General features: G+C 71.6%; 20 protein-coding genes. 17 read left to right on the forward strand and 3 right to left on the reverse strand.

Annotated features, from left to right (window positions below):
* Window positions 1–285: 285 nt before the first annotated feature.
* Window positions 286–1,305, reverse strand: a complete 1,020-nt coding sequence (locus tag ACIA6T_RS32940) for a LacI family DNA-binding transcriptional regulator (RefSeq protein WP_399450193.1) — start codon at window positions 1,303–1,305, stop codon at window positions 286–288.
* A gap of 94 nt (window positions 1,306–1,399) precedes the next feature.
* On the opposite strand from ACIA6T_RS32940, the gene ACIA6T_RS32945 reads away from it, so the two are divergent.
* The 17 genes from ACIA6T_RS32945 to ACIA6T_RS33025 all read left to right on the forward strand — a co-directional run bounded on the left by ACIA6T_RS32945 (window position 1,400) and on the right by ACIA6T_RS33025 (window position 18,480).
* On the forward strand, window positions 1,400–2,659 hold the full coding sequence (locus ACIA6T_RS32945) for an MFS transporter (protein WP_399450194.1): 1,260 nt from the start codon (window positions 1,400–1,402) through the stop codon (window positions 2,657–2,659).
* 9 nt (window positions 2,660–2,668) lie between these two features.
* Entirely contained in the window at window positions 2,669–4,030 is a 1,362-nt protein-coding gene (gene pafA, locus ACIA6T_RS32950; protein WP_399450196.1) for a Pup--protein ligase, read from the forward strand.
* A gap of 138 nt (window positions 4,031–4,168) precedes the next feature.
* Window positions 4,169–5,170: an FKBP-type peptidyl-prolyl cis-trans isomerase gene (locus tag ACIA6T_RS32955; RefSeq protein WP_399450197.1), complete on the forward strand. Its 1,002-nt coding sequence runs from the start codon at window positions 4,169–4,171 to the stop codon at window positions 5,168–5,170.
* A 61-nt stretch (window positions 5,171–5,231) separates the two neighbouring features.
* Window positions 5,232–5,603 (forward strand): FKBP-type peptidyl-prolyl cis-trans isomerase, encoded by a 372-nt coding sequence (locus ACIA6T_RS32960; RefSeq protein ID WP_030835713.1) that lies wholly within the window; start codon window positions 5,232–5,234, stop codon window positions 5,601–5,603.
* Between the two features lie 123 nt (window positions 5,604–5,726).
* On the forward strand, window positions 5,727–6,680 hold the full coding sequence (locus tag ACIA6T_RS32965; protein ID WP_399450198.1) for a helix-turn-helix transcriptional regulator: 954 nt from the start codon (window positions 5,727–5,729) through the stop codon (window positions 6,678–6,680).
* An 18-nt stretch (window positions 6,681–6,698) separates the two neighbouring features.
* A complete protein-coding gene (locus tag ACIA6T_RS32970; RefSeq protein WP_385053593.1) occupies window positions 6,699–7,739 on the forward strand; it encodes a helix-turn-helix transcriptional regulator in 1,041 nt (346 codons plus the stop codon).
* On the forward strand, window positions 7,736–8,029 hold the full coding sequence (locus ACIA6T_RS32975) for a hypothetical protein (protein WP_385053596.1): 294 nt from the start codon (window positions 7,736–7,738) through the stop codon (window positions 8,027–8,029). Before ACIA6T_RS32970 ends, ACIA6T_RS32975 begins: the two co-directional genes overlap by 4 nt.
* Window positions 8,030–8,039: 10 nt before the next feature.
* A complete protein-coding gene (locus ACIA6T_RS32980) occupies window positions 8,040–8,234 on the forward strand; it encodes a hypothetical protein (RefSeq protein ID WP_399450199.1) in 195 nt (64 codons plus the stop codon).
* Window positions 8,235–8,468: 234 nt separating this feature from the next.
* The gene (gene tatA, locus ACIA6T_RS32985) at window positions 8,469–8,750 is read left to right on the forward strand and encodes a Sec-independent protein translocase subunit TatA (protein ID WP_385053602.1); all 282 of its coding nucleotides are present in this window, start codon (window positions 8,469–8,471) and stop codon (window positions 8,748–8,750) included.
* A 92-nt stretch (window positions 8,751–8,842) separates the two neighbouring features.
* Window positions 8,843–9,712 carry a twin-arginine translocase subunit TatC gene (gene tatC / locus ACIA6T_RS32990; RefSeq protein WP_399450231.1) on the forward strand — a complete coding sequence of 290 codons (870 nt, stop codon included), beginning with the start codon at window positions 8,843–8,845 and terminating at the stop codon, window positions 9,710–9,712.
* 31 nt (window positions 9,713–9,743) lie between these two features.
* The gene (locus ACIA6T_RS32995) at window positions 9,744–10,634 is read left to right on the forward strand and encodes a diacylglycerol kinase (protein WP_399450200.1); all 891 of its coding nucleotides are present in this window, start codon (window positions 9,744–9,746) and stop codon (window positions 10,632–10,634) included.
* A 7-nt stretch (window positions 10,635–10,641) separates the two neighbouring features.
* Window positions 10,642–13,500 (forward strand): DEAD/DEAH box helicase, encoded by a 2,859-nt coding sequence (locus tag ACIA6T_RS33000; RefSeq protein WP_399450201.1) that lies wholly within the window; start codon window positions 10,642–10,644, stop codon window positions 13,498–13,500.
* A 418-nt stretch (window positions 13,501–13,918) separates the two neighbouring features.
* The gene (locus ACIA6T_RS33005; protein WP_399450203.1) at window positions 13,919–15,496 is read left to right on the forward strand and encodes a sensor histidine kinase; all 1,578 of its coding nucleotides are present in this window, start codon (window positions 13,919–13,921) and stop codon (window positions 15,494–15,496) included.
* The gene (locus ACIA6T_RS33010; protein WP_385053612.1) at window positions 15,493–15,900 is read left to right on the forward strand and encodes a roadblock/LC7 domain-containing protein; all 408 of its coding nucleotides are present in this window, start codon (window positions 15,493–15,495) and stop codon (window positions 15,898–15,900) included. The genes ACIA6T_RS33005 and ACIA6T_RS33010 overlap by 4 nt, the downstream gene beginning before the upstream one ends.
* The gene (locus ACIA6T_RS33015; protein WP_399450204.1) at window positions 15,897–16,307 is read left to right on the forward strand and encodes a DUF742 domain-containing protein; all 411 of its coding nucleotides are present in this window, start codon (window positions 15,897–15,899) and stop codon (window positions 16,305–16,307) included. Before ACIA6T_RS33010 ends, ACIA6T_RS33015 begins: the two co-directional genes overlap by 4 nt.
* On the forward strand, window positions 16,288–16,908 hold the full coding sequence (locus ACIA6T_RS33020; RefSeq protein WP_399450205.1) for a GTP-binding protein: 621 nt from the start codon (window positions 16,288–16,290) through the stop codon (window positions 16,906–16,908). The genes ACIA6T_RS33015 and ACIA6T_RS33020 overlap by 20 nt, the downstream gene beginning before the upstream one ends.
* A 54-nt stretch (window positions 16,909–16,962) precedes the next feature.
* On the forward strand, window positions 16,963–18,480 hold the full coding sequence (locus tag ACIA6T_RS33025; protein WP_399450206.1) for a cytochrome P450: 1,518 nt from the start codon (window positions 16,963–16,965) through the stop codon (window positions 18,478–18,480).
* Here ACIA6T_RS33025 and ACIA6T_RS33030 read toward each other — a convergent pair.
* Window positions 18,474–19,427 (reverse strand): RluA family pseudouridine synthase, encoded by a 954-nt coding sequence (locus ACIA6T_RS33030; protein WP_399450207.1) that lies wholly within the window; start codon window positions 19,425–19,427, stop codon window positions 18,474–18,476. The genes ACIA6T_RS33025 and ACIA6T_RS33030 overlap by 7 nt on opposite strands.
* A gap of 23 nt (window positions 19,428–19,450) precedes the next feature.
* Entirely contained in the window at window positions 19,451–19,720 is a 270-nt protein-coding gene (locus tag ACIA6T_RS33035) for a hypothetical protein (protein ID WP_385053625.1), read from the reverse strand.
* Window positions 19,721–20,499 lie beyond the last annotated feature (779 nt).

Below are 20,499 nucleotides of genomic sequence, written 5' to 3' on the forward strand. Positions count from 1 at the left end.
CGGGCAGTCGTGCCTCCCCCAGTGCCTTAAGGGCCTGGGAGGTGCCCCCAGGGCGGCACGGGTGGGCGGTGGGGGCACCTCCCGCTCGAGCGGAGCCGAGAGTGGGGGAGGCACCCCGTAGGCGCCGGGCCGCGCAACCCCACCCCCGGCCCACCCCAACGCCGGGGCACCCCACACGGCGCCGGGCCGCGCACCCCCGGCCGTCACCAGCGCGACGGCGCCCCGTAAGCCGCGGGCCACGAACCCACCCCCGCCCAGCACCGGCACAGAGGGCTGCCGAAGCCCTCAGCGGGGCGCCGGGGCCGTGGACCCCCGTACCACCAGCTCGACCGGGATGTCGCCCGCATCGGGGGCGTGGCCCTCCAGGACCGCCAGCAGCGCCTCCATCCCCCGCTCACCGAAGAGCTCCGCGTCCAACCGCACCGTGGTCAGCTCCGGATCGATCGCGCTCGCGAGGGCCAGATCGTCCAGTCCGGTGACGGACAGGTCCTCGGGAACGCGCAACCCCAGACGCCGCGCGGCCTTGTACGTGCCGGCCGCCAGATGGTCGTCGTCGCAGACCACGGCGGTGGGGCGGTCCGGTACCGCCGCCCCGCGGAGCGCGGCCTCCGCCGACACCTCCGCCCCTTTGATCGAGATCGGCGCCCGCGCCGTACGCAGCGATGTCCCCGGCACGGCCTCGAGCCGCGCCGCCAGCTCCCGCGCACGCACCTCGAAGGTCCAGGACGCCACATCCGCCGCCAGGTGCAAGAAGCGGCGGTGGCCCAGTGCCAGGAGGTGGTCGGTGACCTGGCGGACGCCGTCGGCGATGTCGAGGTTGACCGTGGCCGCGCCCACACTGCCCCCGGGGTCGCTGTCCAGCATCACCAGCGGCAGCGCCTCGCCGCGGATCGCGGTGAGGGCCTCCGCGGCCATGGAGGAGGCGATGACGCCGTCCAGGGCCGCCTGCGCGGACGCGAAGGGGTCGCGGGCGGGGCCGATGCCCTCGGGGGAGGGGTAGAGGACCACGCCGAAGCCGTGCCGGGAGGCCACCCGGGCGGCCCCGGTGTAGACACCGGCGAAGAACTCCGTGGTGAGGGCGGGGACGACCAGGAGGACCGTACGGGTGCGGCCCAGCCGGAGGTTGCGGGCGGCCAGGTTGGGGCGGTAGCCCAGGGTGCGCGCGGCCTCGCGGACGCGTTCCGCCGTGGCCTCGGAGACCCGGCCGCGCCACTTGTCGCCGAGGACCAGGGAGACCGCGGCCTGGGAGACGCCGGCGGCCTGGGCGACGTCCCGGCTCGTGGGGCGGGTGCCGGCTCGGGGCATCGTCGGGCCGCTCCTTCGTCTGGACTGGTGAACAGCGGACATGGTACGTATGGAGTGCCTAGTTATACGTAAAACTTCCAGTGAAGGGGCCCGCATGGCCACGGGATACCTGGAGATCCTCCGGGCGCGGCACGCCACCCGGCTGCTCGTGGGCACGCTCGTGGGACGGCTGCCCAACGCGACCGCCGCCATCGCGATCGTGCTGTTCGTGCGCGCGGAGGGCGGTACGTACAGCCTGGCCGGCGCGCTGGCGGCGGTGTACGGCGTGGCCAACGCCGTGGGGCAGCCGGTGCTGGGGCGGCTGGTGGATCTGCGCGGACAGCCGCGGGTGCAGTTGCCGGCCGCGGTGCTGTCGGCGCTGGCGATGGCCGTGTTCGCCTTCACGGGGGCCGGGTCGTCGGCGATGGCGTACGTCGCGGTGGCCGCGGCGGGGCTCTTCACTCCGCCCCTGGAGGGCGGGCTGCGCGCCCTGTGGTCCTCCGTGCTGCCCGAGGAGGACCACGTCCACCGGGCGTACGCCATGGACGCCGTGGCGCAGGAGGTGATGTTCACCGTCGGACCGCTGCTGGTGACGGTGTGCGCCTCGCTGTGGTCGGCGCAGGCCGCGCTGCTCGTGCTGAACGTCATCGGGGTGCTGGGCGCCCTGTCCGTGGTCGTCTCGCCGCCCTCGCGGGCCTGGCGGTCGGCGCCGCGCGAGGCGCACTGGCTGGGCGCGCTGCGCTCGCCGGGGCTGCTCGCGCTGCTGGGTGCCTTCCTGGCCGTGGGGATGGCGCTGGGGTCCATCACCGTGGCGGCGGTGTCGTACGCGGACGAGCACGGCGGCGACCAGGTGTACGGCTGGCTGATGGCCGGGATCGGGCTGGGCGCGCTCATCGGCGGTATGGCGTACGGGGCGCGGCAGTGGGCCGGTGAGCCCGCGCGGCGACTCCAGGGGCTTGTGGCCCTTCTGGCGGTGTGTTACCTGCCGCTGATGCTGATGCCGGGAGCGGTGGCCATGACGTTGCTCATGGTGGTCGCCGGGCTCTTCCTGGCACCTGCCATCGCTTGTGCCTTTGTGCTCGTGGACCGGCACGCGCCGCGCGGGACCGTCACGGAGGCGTTCTCCTGGCTGGTGACCACCTTCACCGTCGGCGCGTCGGTCGGAACGGGCCTCACCGGTCCGGTCGTCGAGGCGGGCGGGGCGCTGTGGGGATTCGCCGTGCCGGGGGTCGCGGGTGGCGTGTCGCTGCTGGTTTTGGTCGCCACGGGAGGGGTACTGGCAGTTCCCGCCGGAAGGGCGGTGGTTGCGGCCCGTTCGGAAAATGATCCAAATCGTGCCGTCGAACCTCGTTTCAGGTCGGGGGATCGGGCGTAATGTTCCCTCATGGACCGCCGCATTTTCGGGCTGGAGAACGAGTACGGCGTCACGTGCACGTTCAGGGGACAGCGCCGCCTGTCGCCTGACGAGGTGGCGCGGTACCTCTTCCGCCGTGTCGTGTCATGGGGCCGAAGCAGCAATGTCTTTCTGCGGAACGGCGCCCGCCTCTATCTCGACGTGGGATCACATCCGGAATACGCAACGCCGGAATGTGACGACGTGACCGAACTGGTCACCCACGACAAGGCAGGCGAGCGCATTCTCGAGGGACTCCTGGTGGACGCCGAACGACGCCTGCACGAGGAGGGAATCGCGGGCGACGTCTACCTCTTCAAGAACAACACCGACTCCGCCGGCAACTCCTACGGCTGCCACGAGAATTACCTGGTGGCCCGGCACGGGGAGTTCTCGCGGCTCGCGGACATCCTCATTCCGTTCCTGGTGACCAGGCAGCTGCTGTGCGGCGCCGGCAAGGTGCTGCAGACGCCGCGCGGCGCCGTGTACTGCGTCAGCCAGCGGGCCGAGCACATCTGGGAGGGCGTCTCCTCGGCGACGACCCGCTCGCGGCCCATCATCAACACGCGCGACGAGCCGCACGCGGACGCCGAGCGCTACCGCCGCCTGCACGTCATCGTGGGCGACTCGAACATGTCCGAGACGACCATGCTGCTCAAGGTCGGCGCCACCGACCTGGTGCTGCGCATGATCGAGGCGGGCACCGTGATGCGCGACCTCACCCTGGAGAACCCGATCCGGGCGATCCGCGAGGTCAGCCACGACATCACGGGCCGGCGCAAGGTGCGCCTGGCCAGCGGCCGGGAGGCCTCCGCGCTGGAGGTGCAGCGCGAGTACTACGAGAAGGCGCTGGACTTCTGCGAGCGCCGGGGCATCCGCACCGGCACCGTGGAGCAGGTGCTGGAGCTGTGGGGCCGTACGCTGGACGCGATCGAGGCCGAGGACCTCGACCGTATCGGCACCGAGATCGACTGGGTCATGAAGTACAAGCTCCTGGAGCGGTACCGGGCCAAGCACAACATGACGATGTCGCATCCGAGGGTCGCGCAGATAGACCTCGCCTACCACGACATCCACCGCCGGCGGGGTCTGTACTACCTGCTGGAGAAAAAGGGACAAGCGGCCCGGATCTGCAACGATTTGAAGATCTTCGAGGGCAAGTCCGTTCCGCCGCAGACCACTCGGGCCCGGCTGCGGGGCGACTTCATCCGGCGGGCCCAGGAACAGCGCCGCGACTTCACCGTCGACTGGGTGCACCTCAAGCTCAACGACCAGGCCCAGCGAACGGTGTTGTGCAAGGACCCGTTCCGCTCGGTGGACGAACGGGTGGAGAAGCTGATCGCCGGAATGTGAGAGACGCGTTCCGCCGGGGGATCCCGAAATTCCCGGAACGTCACACGGGCGCCGTACGTTACACCGTGCGGCGCCCTTCTCACGCCGTAGAGTTGCGCGGACGCCATCCACAAGATCGATGATTACGAGGCCCCCACCGTGCGCCGACGCTCACTTCTCATTGCCGTTCCCGCTGGACTGGTGACCCTCGCCGCGTGCGGCGACGACAAGTCCGACTCCGGCAAGGCCAGCGACAGCGCGTCGCCCTCGGCGTCCCAGTCGTCCGCGGCGCCTCCGCCGAAGATCGTCGACGGACCGCTGCCGGCGATCACGGCGGGTACGGAGTTCGGGGAGAAGCCGACGGTCGCCAAGGGCAGCGGCGACCCCTCCAAGGACCTCGCGGTCAAGACGGTCATCGCGGGCGGCGGCAAGACGGTCGCGGAGAACGACTTCGTCGTGGCCCACTACCTGGGCCAGGTGTGGAGCACCGCGAAGGTGTTCGACAACTCTTACGACCGCAAGACCCCGCTGGCCATCCAGCTCGCCCAGGGCAGCATCATCGACGGCTGGCGGTACGCGCTGACCGGCAAGAAGGCCGGCAGCCGCGTCCAGATGGCCGTCCCGCCCACCTGGGGCTACGGCGCGCAGGGCAATGAGCAGGCCGGCATCAAGGGCACCGACACGCTGGTGTTCGTGGTCGACATCCAGGACTCGTTCAACGCCAAGAGCTCCGCCAAGGGCACCGAGGCGGCGCAGGGCGACAAGGACCTGCCCAAGGTCGGCACCAACACCGACGGCAAGGCCCCCTCCATCGAGGTGCCCGACGCGGACGCCCCGAAGAAGCTCGTGTCGAGCTATGTCATCGAGGGCGACGGCGAGGAGGTCGGCGCCGAGAACAGCGTCCTGGTGCAGTACAAGGGCGTGCTGTGGGACGGCGGCGAGGAGTTCGACTCCACGTACGGCCGGGGACAGCTCACGTCGTTCTCGCTGCAGCAGGTCGTCAAGGGCTGGGCGCAGGGACTGACCGGCAAGAAGGTCGGCAGCCGGGTCCTCATCGTCATCCCGCCGGAGCTGGGCTACGGCGACAATCCGCCGGAGGGCAGCGGCATCAAGAAGGACTCGACGCTGGTCTTCTCGGTGGACATCCTCGCGAAGCTGTGACGCCGTAAGGATGTAAGACTGTGCGTGTTCGCCTTTCCGCAGACAAGCAGGAGCGTTAGACGTGAGCATCGACAAGCCCGAGATCGACTTCCCGGGCGGCGAGCCCCCGGCGGACCTCGAGATCAAGGACATCTGGGAGGGCGACGGCGAGGTGGCGCAGGCGGGCCAGACCGTCACCGTGCACTACGTCGGCGTGGCCTTCAGCACGGGCGAGGAGTTCGACGCCAGCTGGAACCGCGGCACCCCCTTCCGCTTCCCGCTGGGCGGCGGCCGGGTCATCAAGGGCTGGGACCAGGGCGTGCAGGGCATGAAGGTCGGCGGCCGTCGTCAGCTGACCATCCCCGCCCACCTCGCCTACGGCAACCAGAGCCCCACCCCGGCGATCAAGCCCGGTGAGACCCTGATCTTCGTGGTCGACCTGCTCGGCGTCTGATCCGACCGAAGCCGATCATCCGGGGCCCATGCCTGTCCGGGCATGGGCCCTCGGCTTTTACCGCGCCACCTCGGGGCGGTACGGTCATCGGTCGTAAGCACCATAGGGAGGCGAAGCGGGTCGATGGCCATTGCCAAGGCCGAGCGGCTGATGAATCTGGCGCTGTGTCTGCTCGGGACGCGCCGGCCCCTCAGCAAGCGTGAGCTGCGCGAGTCGATCGAGGCCTATCTCGAAGCGGGCTCCGACGACTCCTTCAACCGCATGTTCGAGCGCGACAAGGACGACCTGCGCGAACTCGGACTGGTCATCGAGACCGTGGAGAACCTCGACGGCGAGGTCGGCTATCTGGCCCGCCGCGACAGCAACCGGCTGCCCCCCATCACCCTCGACGCCGAGGAGGCCGCCGCCCTCGGGCTCGCCGCCAAGGTGTGGCAGCAGGCCCGGCTCGCCGGAGCGGCCAGCGGCGCCCTGCAGAAGCTGCGCGCGGCCGGCCTCCCCGAGGACGTCGACCCGTACGGCGCCCACGGCGCGCTGGAGCCGCGCATCCCGGTGCACGAGGCCGCGTTCGAGCCGCTGATGCTGGCCTGCCGCGACCGCCGGCCGGTCGTCTTCGACTACCGCAAGGCCAACGCCGCCCAGCCCGGACAGCGGCACGTCGAGCCGTGGGCGCTGGAGTGCTGGCGCGGCCACTGGTACCTGGCCGGCTGGGACCGCGACCGGGGCGCCGAGCGGGTCTTCCGGCTCTCCCGGATCACCGGGAAGGTGCGCTCGCGCAGCGGCCGGTTCACCGTCCCGGTGCCGGACGTCGTCACCGTGCGGGAGACCGTGGCGAGCTGGGCCGGGGAGACCGCCGACCGCTCGGCGCGGATCCGGCTGCGCTCCGAGGCCGGTTACCCCCTTCGGGCGAAGGCCACCGCGGTGCGGGAACTCGGCGACGGCTGGGACGAGTTGGAGATTCCGTACGGGCACGGCCTGGACGCCTGGCTGGTGGAGTTCGGACCGGACGTGGTGGTCCTGGCCCCCGCCGAGCTGCGGGCCGACGTGATGGACCGGCTGCGTGCCGTGGCCAAGGGCTGAGGGGGAGCGGACAAGGACGTGGCAGGCAAACCGGTCAGGCCCGTGAACGCCATCGACCAGACCCGGCGGATGCTCTCCCTGGTGACGTATCTGCGGGAGCGTCCCGGCGCCCGGATCGAGGACGTGGCGCGCGCCTTCGGGATCACCGAGGACGAGCTGGTCTCCGACCTCGATGTGCTGCCCATGTGCGGCACCAGCTTCCGCGGCGGCGATCTGCTGGACATCGACACCGACGGCGAGCGCATCTGGTGGCACAACCCGGCCGCCCTCGGCGCGGAGGCGGCCGAGCCGCTGCGGCTCGCCGCCGACGAGGCCACCGCGCTGCTGGTCGCCGCCCGTGCCGTGGCCACGCTGCCCGGGCTGCGCGAGGGCGACCGGCAGGCGCTGCTGCGGGCCACCGCGAAGGTGGAGACCGCGGCCGGCGAGGCGGCCGGCGCCAGCGCCCGGCTGTCGGTGACCTTCGAGTCCGAGGGCGGCGTCTTCGCGGACGTCGACCGGGCCATCGCCGAGCGCCGCAGACTGTGGATCCGCTACTACTCGCCCGCGCGCGACGAGGTCACCGAGCGGGAGATCGACCCCATCCGCCTGGTCAGCGTCGGGCACACGTATGTCGAGGCCTGGTGCCGGCGCTCCGAGGCGCGCCGCACCTTCCGGCTCGACCGGGTCGCCGAGATCCGCATCCTCGACGAGCCGTCCGCGCCGCCCGAGGTCGAGCTGCGGGACCTGTCGGAGGCGCTGGTGCAGCCGGCGGCCGAGGACCCCGAGGTCGTGGTCGAGGTCGGGCCGGGCGGTCGCTGGGTCGCCGAGTACTACCCGCACGACAGCGCGGACGAGCTTCCCGACGGCGGGCTGCGTATCACTCTGCGCACGCCCGACCCGGCCTCGCTCAGACGGCTGGCCCTGCGGCTCGGCCGCGACGGCCGCATCGTCGAACCGCACGCGCTGGCCGACAGCGCCCGGCAGGCGGCCCGCGAGGCGCTCGCGGCGTACGACGGGGTCGAGGCGGCCGGACGACCGGGGCCGCACGGACAGGACGACAGGCAGGAGCGAGGGCTTTGAGCGAGTCGGCGACGTCCGGTGCGCGGACCATGACGGCGGCGTCCGCGTTCGCGGGTATGAGGAGCGTGGCCCCGGTGAGGTTCCGGGCGGGCTGCCCGGACTGCCGGGAGCGCTTCGAGCTGGCCGCGAGCGCGCTGCGTCTGGCCATCGGCGCCAGCAGCCGTACCACGTTCTACTCCTTCACCTGCCCCGAGTGCGGGGCGGCCGTCCGCAAGCCGGCGGGGGAGCGGATCGTGGAGCTGCTCACCGGCGGCGGGGTCCGGACGCTGCGGCTCCACTCGACCGTCTAGGCTCGCCCTCATGTTCTGGCCGATGTTCGCGATTGCCGTGGGGTTCCTGGGTCTGCTGGTGCTCGGGGTGTTCGCCGTCAAGGTCTTCGTCGAGGCGGAACGGCTCGGCAGGCAGGTCACGGACTCGGCCCGCCGTATCGGCCGGGCGGCGGAGGACCTGGAACACGCGGCGACCAGCACGGCCCGCTCCGCCGAATCCCTTTGAACGGTCCCGGCCACTCCCCGTGCGGCTTCGCCCTGTCACCTGGCGGGTTCCGGCAGGTACGCTGCTGGTCGCGGTCCGGAGAACGAGGCCCGGGTCGCGGACGGGAGTACGCACGGGGATTGCCGGACGTTTACCCCTGAGCGTTACGATCGCTGTCAGCGCCGTCGTTCGGACACCTGTCCGACCGGTCGGACAGCCACCCACCCACCCGCCTCGGTGAGAAGGTAAAGACTTATGGGACGGCTCGGACCCACCGAGATCATTCTGATCCTCGTCGTCATCATCCTGCTGTTCGGCGCGAAGAAGCTCCCGGACATGGCGCGGTCGCTCGGCAAGTCCGCCCGCATCCTCAAGAGCGAGGCGAAGGCGATGAAGGACGACAACAAGTCCGCCGCCCCCGCCGACCCGCCGGCCACCGATGAGCAGCCCCCGGCGCAGCGCACCATCCAGGCCGCTCCCGGCGACGTGACCAGCTCCCGCCCGGTCACGGAGCCGACGGACACGACCAAGCGCTGACGCAGGGCCGGTGAAATCCGGCCCGCCGCACGAGATGGGAACGTGGGTTGCTCAAGTCTGCCCGCAAGCAGGAGAGGGATCCCGAGGGGCGGATGCCCCTCGTGGAACACCTGCGTGAGTTGCGCAACCGGCTCGCCAAGGCCGTCGTCGCGATCGTCGTGGTGATGATCGTGGCCGCGTTCTACAGCGAGCAGCTCATGCAGTTCCTCGCGGAGCCGGTGCCCAAATGCGAGGACCTGGCGAACAGCGACGGTGGTAACTGCGCCATCGTCTCCTTCAACACGCTGACGTCGCCGTTCACTACGACGATCAAGGTGAGCCTCATGGCCGGCCTGATCGTCTCCAGCCCTGTGTGGCTCTACCAGCTCTGGGCCTTCATCGCCCCCGGGCTGCACAAGCACGAGAAGAAGTACACCTACTACTTCGTCGCGGCCGCGGTTCCGTTGTTCGTCGGCGGCGCCTACCTGTCGTACGTCATCCTCCCCGTCAGCATCAAGGTGCTGCTCAGCCTCACCCCCGGGGGATCGGCCAACATCCTCTCGCTCGACGAGGTCCTCGACTTCACCATCAGGATGGTGCTGGTCTTCGGCCTGGCCTTCGAGCTCCCCCTGCTGCTCATCATGCTGAACCTGGTCGGCATCGTCTCCGGCCGCCGCATGGCCGGCTGGTGGCGCGGTGTCGTCATGGGCGTCTTCGTCTTCGGCGCGGTCGCGACGCCCACCACCGACCCGGTGGGGATGATCGCGCTCTCCGGACCCATCGTCGTCCTCTACTTCGTCGCTGTGGCGCTCTCGCTGCTCAACGACAAACGGCGGGCCCGCAAGGAGTCCGAGGGCCCCGCCGACGACGAGGCGTCCGAGCTGGATCTCACCCCGGAGGACATCGATCCGGTGGAGCCCGTGGCGGCCCTGCCCGAGCAGGCGTCCAAGGACCGGGTCAACGGTTATGACGACGTGACCTGAGGACCGCCTCGCAGCTCATAGGGTCATCCCCGTGACCAGCGAGATCACCCTCTTCGTCAACCCCACCGCGGGCCGCGGCCGGGGCGCCCGCGCGGCGCGGCCGGCCGCTTCCGCGTTCCGGGACGCCGGTTTCTCGGTGCGGACCGTGCTCGGCGACGACCCGCGGGACGCCCTGGACCGGGCGCGCGCCGCCGTCGAGGAGGGCACCGGCGCCCTGATCGCCGTCGGCGGCGACGGCATGGCGAACCTCGCCCTGCAGGCCGTCGTCGGCACCGGGACCCCCTTCGGCCTGGTCGCCGCGGGAACCGGCAACGACTTCGCCCGCGCCCTCGGCATGCCCCTGCGGGAACCGGCCGCGGCCGGCCGGATGATCGCCGACGCCCTCAAGTGCGGCCGGGTCCGCGACATCGACCTCGGCCGGATCGGTGACCGCTGGTTCGGCGCCGTACTCGCCTCCGGCTTCGACTCCCGGGTCAACGACCGCGGCAACCGGATGCGGCTGCCCCTGGGGCGCCTGAAGTACGACGTCGCGATGGTCGCCGAGCTGGCCGCCTTCCGCCCGCTGCCGTACCGGATCACCCTGGACGGCGGCGAGGTCCGCGAGGTCGAGGCGACGCTGGTGGCCGTCGGCAACGGGCCGTCGTACGGCGGCGGCATGCGGATCTGCCCCGGAGCGGACCTCACCGACGGGCTGTTCGACATCACGGTGGTCGGCGAGTGCAGCCGGGCCACGCTGCTGCGGGTGTTCCCGAGGGTGTACCGGGGGACGCACGTCGGCCATCCCGCGATCACCGTGCTGCGGGCGGCGAGCGTGGAGCTGGCCGCGGAGCAGGTCACCGGTTACGCGGACGGGGAGCCGGTGGGGCCGCTGCCGCTCACCGCGCGCTGCGTGCCGGGCGCGCTGCGGGTCGTGGGCCCCTGAACGGATAATGATCGTCCTGTTGTCGGTGCGGCCCGGTACGCTCGAAAGCACGATGACAGAGGACCTCTCACCGGCCGAGCGGTACGCGGCGGCACGCAGGCGCGCCGCCGAGCAGGCCACCTCGCTCGCCTCCTTCCGCGAGATGTACGACTTCGGCCTCGACCCCTTCCAGATCGAGGCCTGCCAGGCGCTCGAGGCGGGGAAGGGCGTGCTGGTCGCCGCGCCCACCGGCTCAGGCAAGACGATCGTCGGCGAGTTCGCCGTCCACCTCGCCCTCCAGCAGGGCAAGAAGTGCTTCTACACGACACCCATCAAGGCGCTGTCGAACCAGAAGTACGCCGATCTGTGCCGCCGCTACGGCACGGGGAAGGTGGGCCTGCTCACCGGCGACAACAGCGTCAACTCCGACGCCCCCGTGGTCGTGATGACCACCGAGGTGCTGCGGAACATGCTGTACGCCGGGTCGCGGACCCTCCTCGGCCTCGGCTACGTGGTGATGGACGAGGTGCACTACCTCTCCGACCGCTTCCGCGGCGCCGTCTGGGAGGAAGTGATCATCCACCTCCCCGAATCGGTGACCCTGGTGTCACTCTCGGCGACGGTGTCGAACGCGGAGGAGTTCGGCGACTGGCTGGACACCGTCCGCGGCGACACCCAGGTGATCGTCTCCGAGCACCGGCCCGTGCCGCTGTTCCAGCACGTGCTCGCCGGGCGCCGGATATACGACCTGTTCGAGGAGGGCGAGGGCCGAAAGAAGGCCGTCAACCCGGACCTCACGCGCATGGCCCGCCTGGAGGCGAGCCGCCCGTCCTGGGGCGACCGCAAGCGCGGGCGGGGCAACACGCGCGAGGCCGACCGGGAGCGCGAGCGCAGACAGCGCTCGCGGGTGTGGACGCCGAGCCGGCCCGAGGTCATCGAGCGGCTCGACGCCGAGGGCCTGCTGCCCGCCATCACCTTCATCTTCAGCCGCGCCGCCTGCGAGGCCGCCGTCCAGCAGTGCCTGTACGCGGGCCTCCGGCTCAACGACGAGGAGGCGCGGGCCTCGGTCCGCTCCCTGGTCGAGGAGCGCACGGCCTCCATCCCGGCCGAGGACCTGCACGTCCTGGGCTACTACGAGTGGCTGGAGGGCCTGGAACGCGGCATCGCGGCCCATCACGCGGGCATGCTGCCGACGTTCAAGGAGGTCGTCGAGGAGCTGTTCGTGCGCGGTCTGGTGAAGGCCGTGTTCGCGACCGAGACCCTCGCGCTGGGCATCAACATGCCCGCCCGCTCGGTGGTCCTGGAGAAGCTCGTCAAGTGGAACGGCGAGCAGCACGCCGACATCACCCCCGGCGAGTACACCCAGCTGACCGGCCGGGCCGGCCGGCGCGGCATCGACGTCGAGGGCCACGCGGTGGTGCTGTGGCAGCGCGCCATGAACCCCGACCACCTGGCGGGACTGGCCGGCACGCGCACGTATCCGCTGCGGTCCAGCTTCAGGCCGTCGTACAACATGGCGGTCAACCTGGTCGAGCAGTTCGGCCGGCACCGCTCGCGCGAGCTGCTCGAGACGTCCTTCGCGCAGTTCCAGGCGGACAAGTCGGTCGTGGGCATCTCCCGGCAGGTGCAGCGCAACGAGGAGGGTCTCGAGGGCTACAAGGAGTCCATGACCTGCCACCTCGGCGACTTCGAGGAGTACGCGCGCCTGCGCCGGGAGCTGAAGGACCGGGAGAACGAGCTGGCCCGGCAGGGCGCGGCGCAGCGCCGTGCGGAGGCCGCCGTCGCGCTGGAGAAGCTCAAGCCCGGTGACATCATCCACGTACCCACCGGAAAGTACGCGGGGCTGGCGCTGGTCCTCGACCCGGGGCTGCCGGCGGGCCGTTCCAACGGCCATCGCGGTTACGAGTACGCCGACGGTCCGCGCCCGCTGGTGCTGACCGCGGAGCGGCAGGTGAAGCGGCTGGCGTCGATCGACTTCCCGGTGCCGGTGGAGGCGCTGGAGCGGATGCGGATCCCGAAGTCCTTCAACGCCCGTTCCCCGCAGTCCCGCCGGGACCTCGCCTCCGCGCTGCGCACCAAGGCCGGGCACATCGCGCCGGAGCGGCACCGCAAGCAGCGCTCCCAGGCGGCCGACGACCGGGAGATCGCGCGGCTGCGCAAGACGCTGCGGGCGCACCCGTGCCACGGCTGCCAGGACCGTGAGGACCACGCCCGCTGGGCCGAGCGCTACCACCGGCTGCTGCGCGACACCTCGCAGCTGGAGCGCCGCATCGAGGGCCGGACGAACACCATCGCCCGCACCTTCGACCGGATCGTCGCGCTGCTGACCGAGATGGACTACCTGCGCGGCGACGAGGTCACCGAGCACGGCAAGCGGCTGGCCCGGCTGTACGGCGAACTGGACCTGCTGGCCAGTGAATGCCTGCGCGAGGGCGTCTGGGAGGGGCTCGCCCCCGCCGAACTCGCCGCGTGCGTGTCGGCGTTGGTGTACGAGGCCCGGGTCGCCGACGACGCGATGGCGCCCAAGCTGCCGTCGGGCAGGGCGAAGGCGGCGCTCGGCGAGATGGTCCGCATCTGGGGCCGGCTGGACGCCCTGGAGGAGGACTTCCGGATCAGCCAGACGGAGGGCGTGGGCCAGCGCGAGCCCGACCTCGGCTTCGCCTGGGCCGCCTACATGTGGGCGTCCGGCAAGGGCCTGGACGAGGTGCTGCGCGAGGCGGAGATGCCGGCCGGCGACTTCGTGCGCTGGTGCAAGCAGGTCATCGACGTGCTCGGCCAGATCTCGGCCGCCGCGCCGTCCGCCGAGGGCTCGACGGTCGCCAGGAACGCCCGCAAGGCGGTCGACGGACTGCTGCGCGGCGTGGTCGCCTACTCGTCCGTGGGCTGAACCGCCCGGCCCAGAGCAGTCGGAGAAGCCCGGTGCGCCCCGTGCGCGCCGGGCTTCTGCCTTCCGCGCGCCCTCATCGGGGTGCGTCACCGCCGGGTTCCATGGGCAGGATCGAGAAGCCCCGGGGCGCTCCCTCGCCCGTGACGGTGAGTGGTTTTCGTACACCCGAGCGCGGTGACGGATTGTGTTCGAACGGCCGCGCAGCGTGTAAACGACCTGAGCGTACTCCTGTCCCAGGCGTCATTTCCGGCACTCGCCGAATATGACATGGCGATGATCCTGTCGGACTAAGCTCGCCCGCAGCGCACCGGGTTGAGATGAATTCGTGCGTTTGTTCCCCTATGTGCACGTTTCCCGACCGTCAGTCGATTCGTTTCAGAGGGCTCACATGGCGAGTGTCCAACTTCCCTACACACGCGTGCTGTTGTTGCCGGCCATAGTGATGGCCGCGGCGACCGGAGCCGCCGTCGCCCTGGTGACGGAGCCCGCCCGGATCGCCGTCGGCGTGTGCGGCGCCGTCGCGACCCTGCTGGTGACCGCCGCCGCGGCCGAGGCGGTGCGCCGCGGCCGGATCCTGCGCGAGGCGCGGGCCGAGCACGACCGCCACCGTGCGTACCTGGAGTCCCGGATCGCCGCCCACGACACGGAGACGGACCACTTCATCCGCCAGGTCGTCCCCGCGGCCCTGGACCACCTGCACGGCGGGAACGACCCCCATGAGGTGCTGCGCGACCTGCCCCGGCTCAACCCGGCCTGGCGCGACCTGCCGGAGTACCAGCTCCAGATGCTGCGGACGATGCTCAAGATCATCGACGACGAGGAGAACCTGCGCGACTCCGCCCAGCGCTCCTTCGTCAGCATCGCCCGCCGCGTCCAGGCGATCGTCCACCAGCAGGCCAAGGAACTCCGCGAGATGGAGGAGGACCACGGCCGCAACCCCGAGGTCTTCGACGACCTGCTGCGCATCGACCACGGCACCGCGCTGATCGGCCGCCTCGCCGACTCCATCTCCGTCCTCGGCGGCGGCCGTCCCGGACGCCAGTGGCCCAAGCCCGTCGCGCTCTACAGCGTGCTGCGCGGCGCCATGTCCCGCATCCTCGAGTACCGCCGCATCGACCTGAAGTCGATCGCCAAGATCAACATCAAGGGCATCCACGTCGAGCCGGTCATCCACGCCGCCGCCGAGATCCTCGACAACGCCACCCGCTACTCGCCGCCGACCTCCAAGGTGAGCGTCACCGCCACCGAGGTGCAGACCGGCGTCGCCATCGAGATCGAGGACGCCGGCGTCAGCCTCGACGAGCAGGCCCGCGCCCGCATCGAGGGCATGCTCGAACAGGCCCAGAAGGGCACCGACCTCCAGGAGATCGGCGGCAACCCGCGCCTCGGCCTCGCCGTCGTCGGCCGCCTCTGCACCGCGTTCAACATGCAGGTCTCGCTGCGCGCCTCCGCCTACGGCGGCGTCCGCGCCGTCCTCGTCGTACCCAGCGAGATGATCACCGACGAGCCCGGCGTGGGCCTCGCCCACGGCATCGGGGCGACCTCGGTGCCCCGCCCGGTCGACGCCCTGCCCGGCCCCGAGCGCACCCCCAAGAAGCGCCGCCCCACCAGCCCCCGCATCCCCGCCACCGTCTCCATGGAGGACGACGTCCCGGAGGTCACCGAGTGGACCGCGGGCGGACTGCCGCAGCGCCGCAACCGGGTGAAGACCCCGATCACCCAGCGGTACGCCGAGCAGGCGGCCGCCGAACGGGCCGAGCGGGAGGCCAAGGAGCGGGGTGAGGAGTACCACGACATCTGGGCCAGGCCCGAGCCCGAGAAGAAGCAGGACGACCGCGAACCCGGGCTGTGGGTCGACGCCTTCTGGGAGGGCATGCGCAAGGGCCTCGACCCGGGCGTCCCCACCACCGACTTCACCCGGAACCCGACCGCCTATCTGCATCTCATCAACGAACCGGCCCGCACCGAGGCCGATGACGAGGGGGACCTCAAGTGATCCAGCAACGAGCCAACTTCGACTGGATGCTCAAGGAGCTCGCCGACGGCGTACCCGGCGTCGAGATGATCGTGGTGCTCTCCGCCGACGGCCTGCGCATCGCCCGCTACGGCGGCGAGCCGGACGCCGCCGACCGGGTCGCCGCGGCCTGTGCGGGCGTACAGAGCCTCGCCGGGGCCGTCGCCCAGGAACTCCCGTACGGCAACGGCGAGATGAAGATGGTGCTCATCGAGATCGACGAGGGCTACTTCTATCTGATGGCGGCCGGTGCCAACGCCTATCTCGCGGTGCTCTCCGACATGACCTGCGAGCCGGGCCGCATGGGCGGCATGATGCGCGACCTCGTCGTCCGCATCGGCGCCCATCTGACCAGTCCGCCCCGACGGAACGGGCAGACCGTATGACTCCTCCGCGACGCCAGAGGCGCTTCCCCCAGGACGGACCCCCTCCGCAGCCGGCCGGACCGGCCGGGAAGGAGCGCGAGGGCGGCAACCCGGAGCGGCTGTACGTCGTCACCGGACCGGACGGTGAACGTGCCGACATCGATCTCGTCACGCTGATCGTGGCCGGCTCCCCGGACCCCCCGCCCTCCGCCACCCCCGAGCAGGCGGCGCTGCTCCGGCTCTGTGCCGCCCCCCTGTCCGTGGCCGAACTGTCGGCCTATCTCAACCTGCCGTTCAGTGTGGTGACCAGGCTGCTCACCGAGATGCTGGCGGCGGAACTGGTCCAGGCGCGCTTCCCGGTCGTCCGCAAGGCGCTGCCCGACCGTTCCCTTCTCGAAGCGGTGATGCATGGACTTCAAAGGCTCTGAGACCATCCCGGGCCCCCGCGCCGAGGACCGGTTGCCGCACACGGCACAGGCCGCGGTGAAGATCGTGATCGTGGGCGGGTTCGGGGTCGGCAAGACGACCATGGTCGGCTCGGTCAGCGAGATCAAACCGCTGACCACCGAGGAGACCATGACACAGGCCGGCATCGGGGTCGACGACAACTTCGGTTCCGCCTCCAAGACGGCCACCACGGTCGCCATGGACTTCGGCCGCATCAAGATCACGGACCAGCTGGTGCTGTACCTGTTCGGCACCCCCGGCCAGGAGCGCTTCTGGTTCCTGTGGAACGGGCTGTTCGAGGGGGCGCTCGGCGCGGTCGTACTGGTCGACACCCGCCGCCTCGAAGTCAGCTTCGACGTCATGGGACGGCTGGAGGAGCGCGGTGTGCCGTTCGTCGTCGCGGTCAACTCCTTCCCGGACGCCCCGCGTTACCCCGTCGCGGACCTGCGGTCCGCCCTCGACCTGTCCGAGCAGATCCCGATCATGGAGTGCGATGTGCGACGCCGCGCCTCCAGTCGCGACGTGCTGATGACCCTGATGCGGTTCCTGCACTCGCTCGCCATGACGGGCTCGCTCACCTGACCCCCCGGGATCCCTCCCGCACCGGACCCCGCTTTCCCCTTCGGAGCGACCACTGTGACGCCTGAACCCACCTCCCTGACGGGAGACTCCCCGACCGGAACGGACGCCCCCCGGCCCGGCCCGCCCCCCGGCTGCCCCGCGCACGGCAAGGGCCCCGGCGGGCTGAGCCGGCTGCACGAGTCGGAGGACCTGAGGAAGCTGTACGAGGAACTGCGGGCCGAACACGGTCCGGTGGCGCCCGCGCTGGTCCACGACGACGTACCGGTGTGGGTGGTCCTCGGCCACGCCGAGAGCCAGCAACTGGTGCGCACCCCCGCGCAGTACTGCAAGGACAGCCGCATCTGGTCCGCGCTCGCGGAGGGACTGGTCAAGCCCGACCATCCGCTGATGCCGCACATCGCCTGGCAGCCGATGTGCGCCCACGCCGAGGGCGATGAACACCGGCGGCTGCGCGGCGCCATCGACGCCGCCGTGGCGGCCACCGACTTCCGCGGTCTGCGCCGGCACGTCAACCGCAGCGTCCAGCGCGTCGTCAACCGGTTCTGCGAGGCGGGCGAGGCCGAGCTGGTCGGCCAGTACGCCGAACACCTGCCGATGGCCGTGATGTGCCAGGTCCTCGGCATGCCCGACGAGTACGACGACCGGATGGTCGAGGCCGCCCGCGACATGATCAGGGGCACCGAGACCGCGATCGCCAGCAACGCCTACGTCATGGAGGCCCTGGAACGCCTCACGGCCCGCAGCCGGGCCCAGCCGCTGGACGACTTCGCCGGCCACCTCGTCAGACACCCGGCCGGACTGACCGACGAGGAGGTCGCCCAGCACCTCCGGGTGGTGCTCATCGCCGCCTACGAGACCATCGCCAACCTCCTCGCCAACGTGCTGCGCCAGGTGCTGATCGACCCCCGCTTCCGCTCCCAGCTCAACGGCGGCCAGATGACCGTGCCCCAGGCGGTGGAGCAACTGCTCTGGGACGAACCGCCGTTCAGCACCATCTTCGCCTACTTCGCCAAGCAGGACACGGAGCTCGGCGGGCAACGCATCCGCAAGGGTGACGGACTGGTCTTCGCGCCCGCGCCGGCCAACGTCGACCCCCGCGTGCGCCCCGACCCGACCGCCGACATGCGGGGCAACCGCTCGCACCTCGCCTTCGGCGGCGGCACGCACGAGTGCCCCGGCCAGGACATCGGCCGCGTGGTCGCCGAAGTCGGTGTCGACGCGCTGCTCATGCGGCTGCCCGACGTCGAACTGAGCATCCCCGAGGAGCAGTTGGCCTTCACTGAGTCCATCGCCTCGCGGCATCTCGTGGAGCTGCCCGTCCACTTCACGCCCCGGCCGCAGCAGGACGTGCTGCTGCGGCCCAGCCATGAGAACGACGCGCCCCCGCAGCGGGACTGGCACATCGGCGTGACCCGGCCGACGGCCCCGGTGCCCTCTGTGTCTCCGGTGTCGCCGGAGCCGAGCGTCGAGCCGCCCGTGCCGCATCCCGTGCCGGTGCCGCCGCCGGTGACGGAACCCGCCCCGCCGCGGGGCGCCTGGCAGCGCTTCCTGCGCTGGTGGCGCGGTTACTGACCGGCCGCCCAGTCCTCGTACGAGGACCAGGCCGCGAGCGTCCGGCCACTGGTGAACCGGTGCTCCACGCCCGTCACCGGATCGGTGAACTCCAGCTTCCGTGCCAGCAGTTGCAGCGGACGCCGGAAGTCACCGGCCGGGACGGGGGCGGCCACCTCGGGATACAGCGGATCGCCGAGGATCGGCACGCCCAGGGCGCTCATGTGCACCCGCAGCTGATGGGTCTGTCCGGTGCCGGGCACCAGCCGGTACCGGCCGAGGCCGTCGGCCCGGTGGGCGGCGAGTTCGACGCGGGTGACCGCGTTCGGCTCGCCCTCGACCTCTTCGGCGGTCAGTACCCCGCGCTCCTTCACGATCCGGCTGCGTACGGTCCGGGGCAGGCCCAGGGCCGGGTCGTACGGGGCGACGGCCTCGTACTCCTTGTGCACCAGCCGGTCGCGGAACAGCGTCTGGTAGGCCCCGCGCTCCTCGGGCCGTACCGTGAACAGCACCAGGCCCGCGGTGAGCCGGTCCAGGCGGTGCGCGGCGCCCAGCTCCGGGACGCCCAGCTCACGGCGGAGCCGGGCGAGCGCGGTCTGGGCGACGTGGCTGCCGCGCGGGGTGGTGGCCAGGAAGTGGGGCTTGTCGACGACGACGACGTGCTCGTCCCGGTGGACGATCCTCAGCGGGAACGGCACCGGTACCTCGGCGGGCAGCTCACGGTGGAACCACACGAACATGCCGGGTGCGTACGGGGTGTCCGCCGGTACGGACCGTCCGTCCGCCCCGACGATCAGGCCCGCGGCGAACATCCCGTCCACGACCCCGGGGCCGGCGGTCGAGAGCCGCTGCGCCAGGTGCTCCCGTACCGTGGCCCACTGGTCCCCGGCGGGCAGCCGGACCCGTACCGGGTCCACACCGTCGCGCTGCGGCAGGGGGGAGGGCGGGATCGGCCGTCTGCGTCTCACACCGGGCAAGCGTACGGGGCCGCTCAGTCGTGGTTCCCGGTCGCCCGTTTCAGCTCCGCCTCGATCTCGTGCAGCGGTCGGCCCTCGGTCCGGGCGTACTCGGTCACCGCGAGGCGGACGTCACGGGCGAGGTCGCGCCAGGCCCGCCAGGCGGTTTCCCAGGTGGCGGTCTGGCGCCCGCTCCACTTGGTCCGGGTGGGTGGGCCGTAGGCGTCCCGCAGTTGCCGGACCCGGGAGTGTGCCTCGTCTGCCGCGCGCTGCTTGGCCACGAGTTCGTCGAAGGTGTGTGCCACGCGGCCGGATCCTGGGGCAGCGCCGCGCCTTTGGCCGGTCCGCCACGCCGCTGGCCCTGGCCCCTCGGGCCATGGTTCACCTGATCAGCCCGTCCGGGCGGGCGGGGGTGTCCCGGTGCTTTGTGGGGTGCCCCGCGTTGGTGGGGCTGCGGCCCCGGTGTCTTGCGGGGTGCCCCGGTGTGGGCCGGGGGTGGGGTTGCGCAGCCCGGCGCTTGCGGGGTGCCTCCCCCACTCTCGGCTTCTCCCCCACTCTCGGCTTCGCTCGAGCGGGAGGGACCCCCATGAGCGGGAGGGACCCCCATGAGCGGGAGGGACCCCCATGAGCGGGAGGGACCCCCATGAGCGGGAGGGACCCCCATGAGCGGGAGGGACCCCCACCGCCCACCCTCCCCCACTCTCGGCTCCGCTCGAGCGGGGGGACCCCCATCGCCCTGGGGCACCTCCCAGGCCCTTGAGGCACTGGGGGAGGCACGAATGCCCGCGGAGCGCGGGGAGCGGCGGCGTGCGGCCGCCCGCGAATCGTGGGGAGCGGCACGACTGCCCGCGGATCGTGGCGGCGTGCGGCTGCCTGCGGCTTCGGCGGGACGCAGGCGCGTACGGTCCCGGAGCGCGTGCCGCGGTGGGCGTGCCACAGGCGCCTACGGCGGGAAGGGGACGGGGCGGGGGTGGCCGCCCGCAGTGGCTGGCGCGTCCGCGCCCCCGGCCGTTCGAGACATCTGTTCCGCGCCAGTCCGAGGACGGACACCCCCGACGCGGCCCCGACCCACCCACCGGCCGTA

Source organism: Streptomyces sp. NPDC051740 (assembly GCF_044453165.1).
Taxonomy (GTDB): domain Bacteria; phylum Actinomycetota; class Actinomycetes; order Streptomycetales; family Streptomycetaceae; genus Streptomyces; species Streptomyces atrovirens.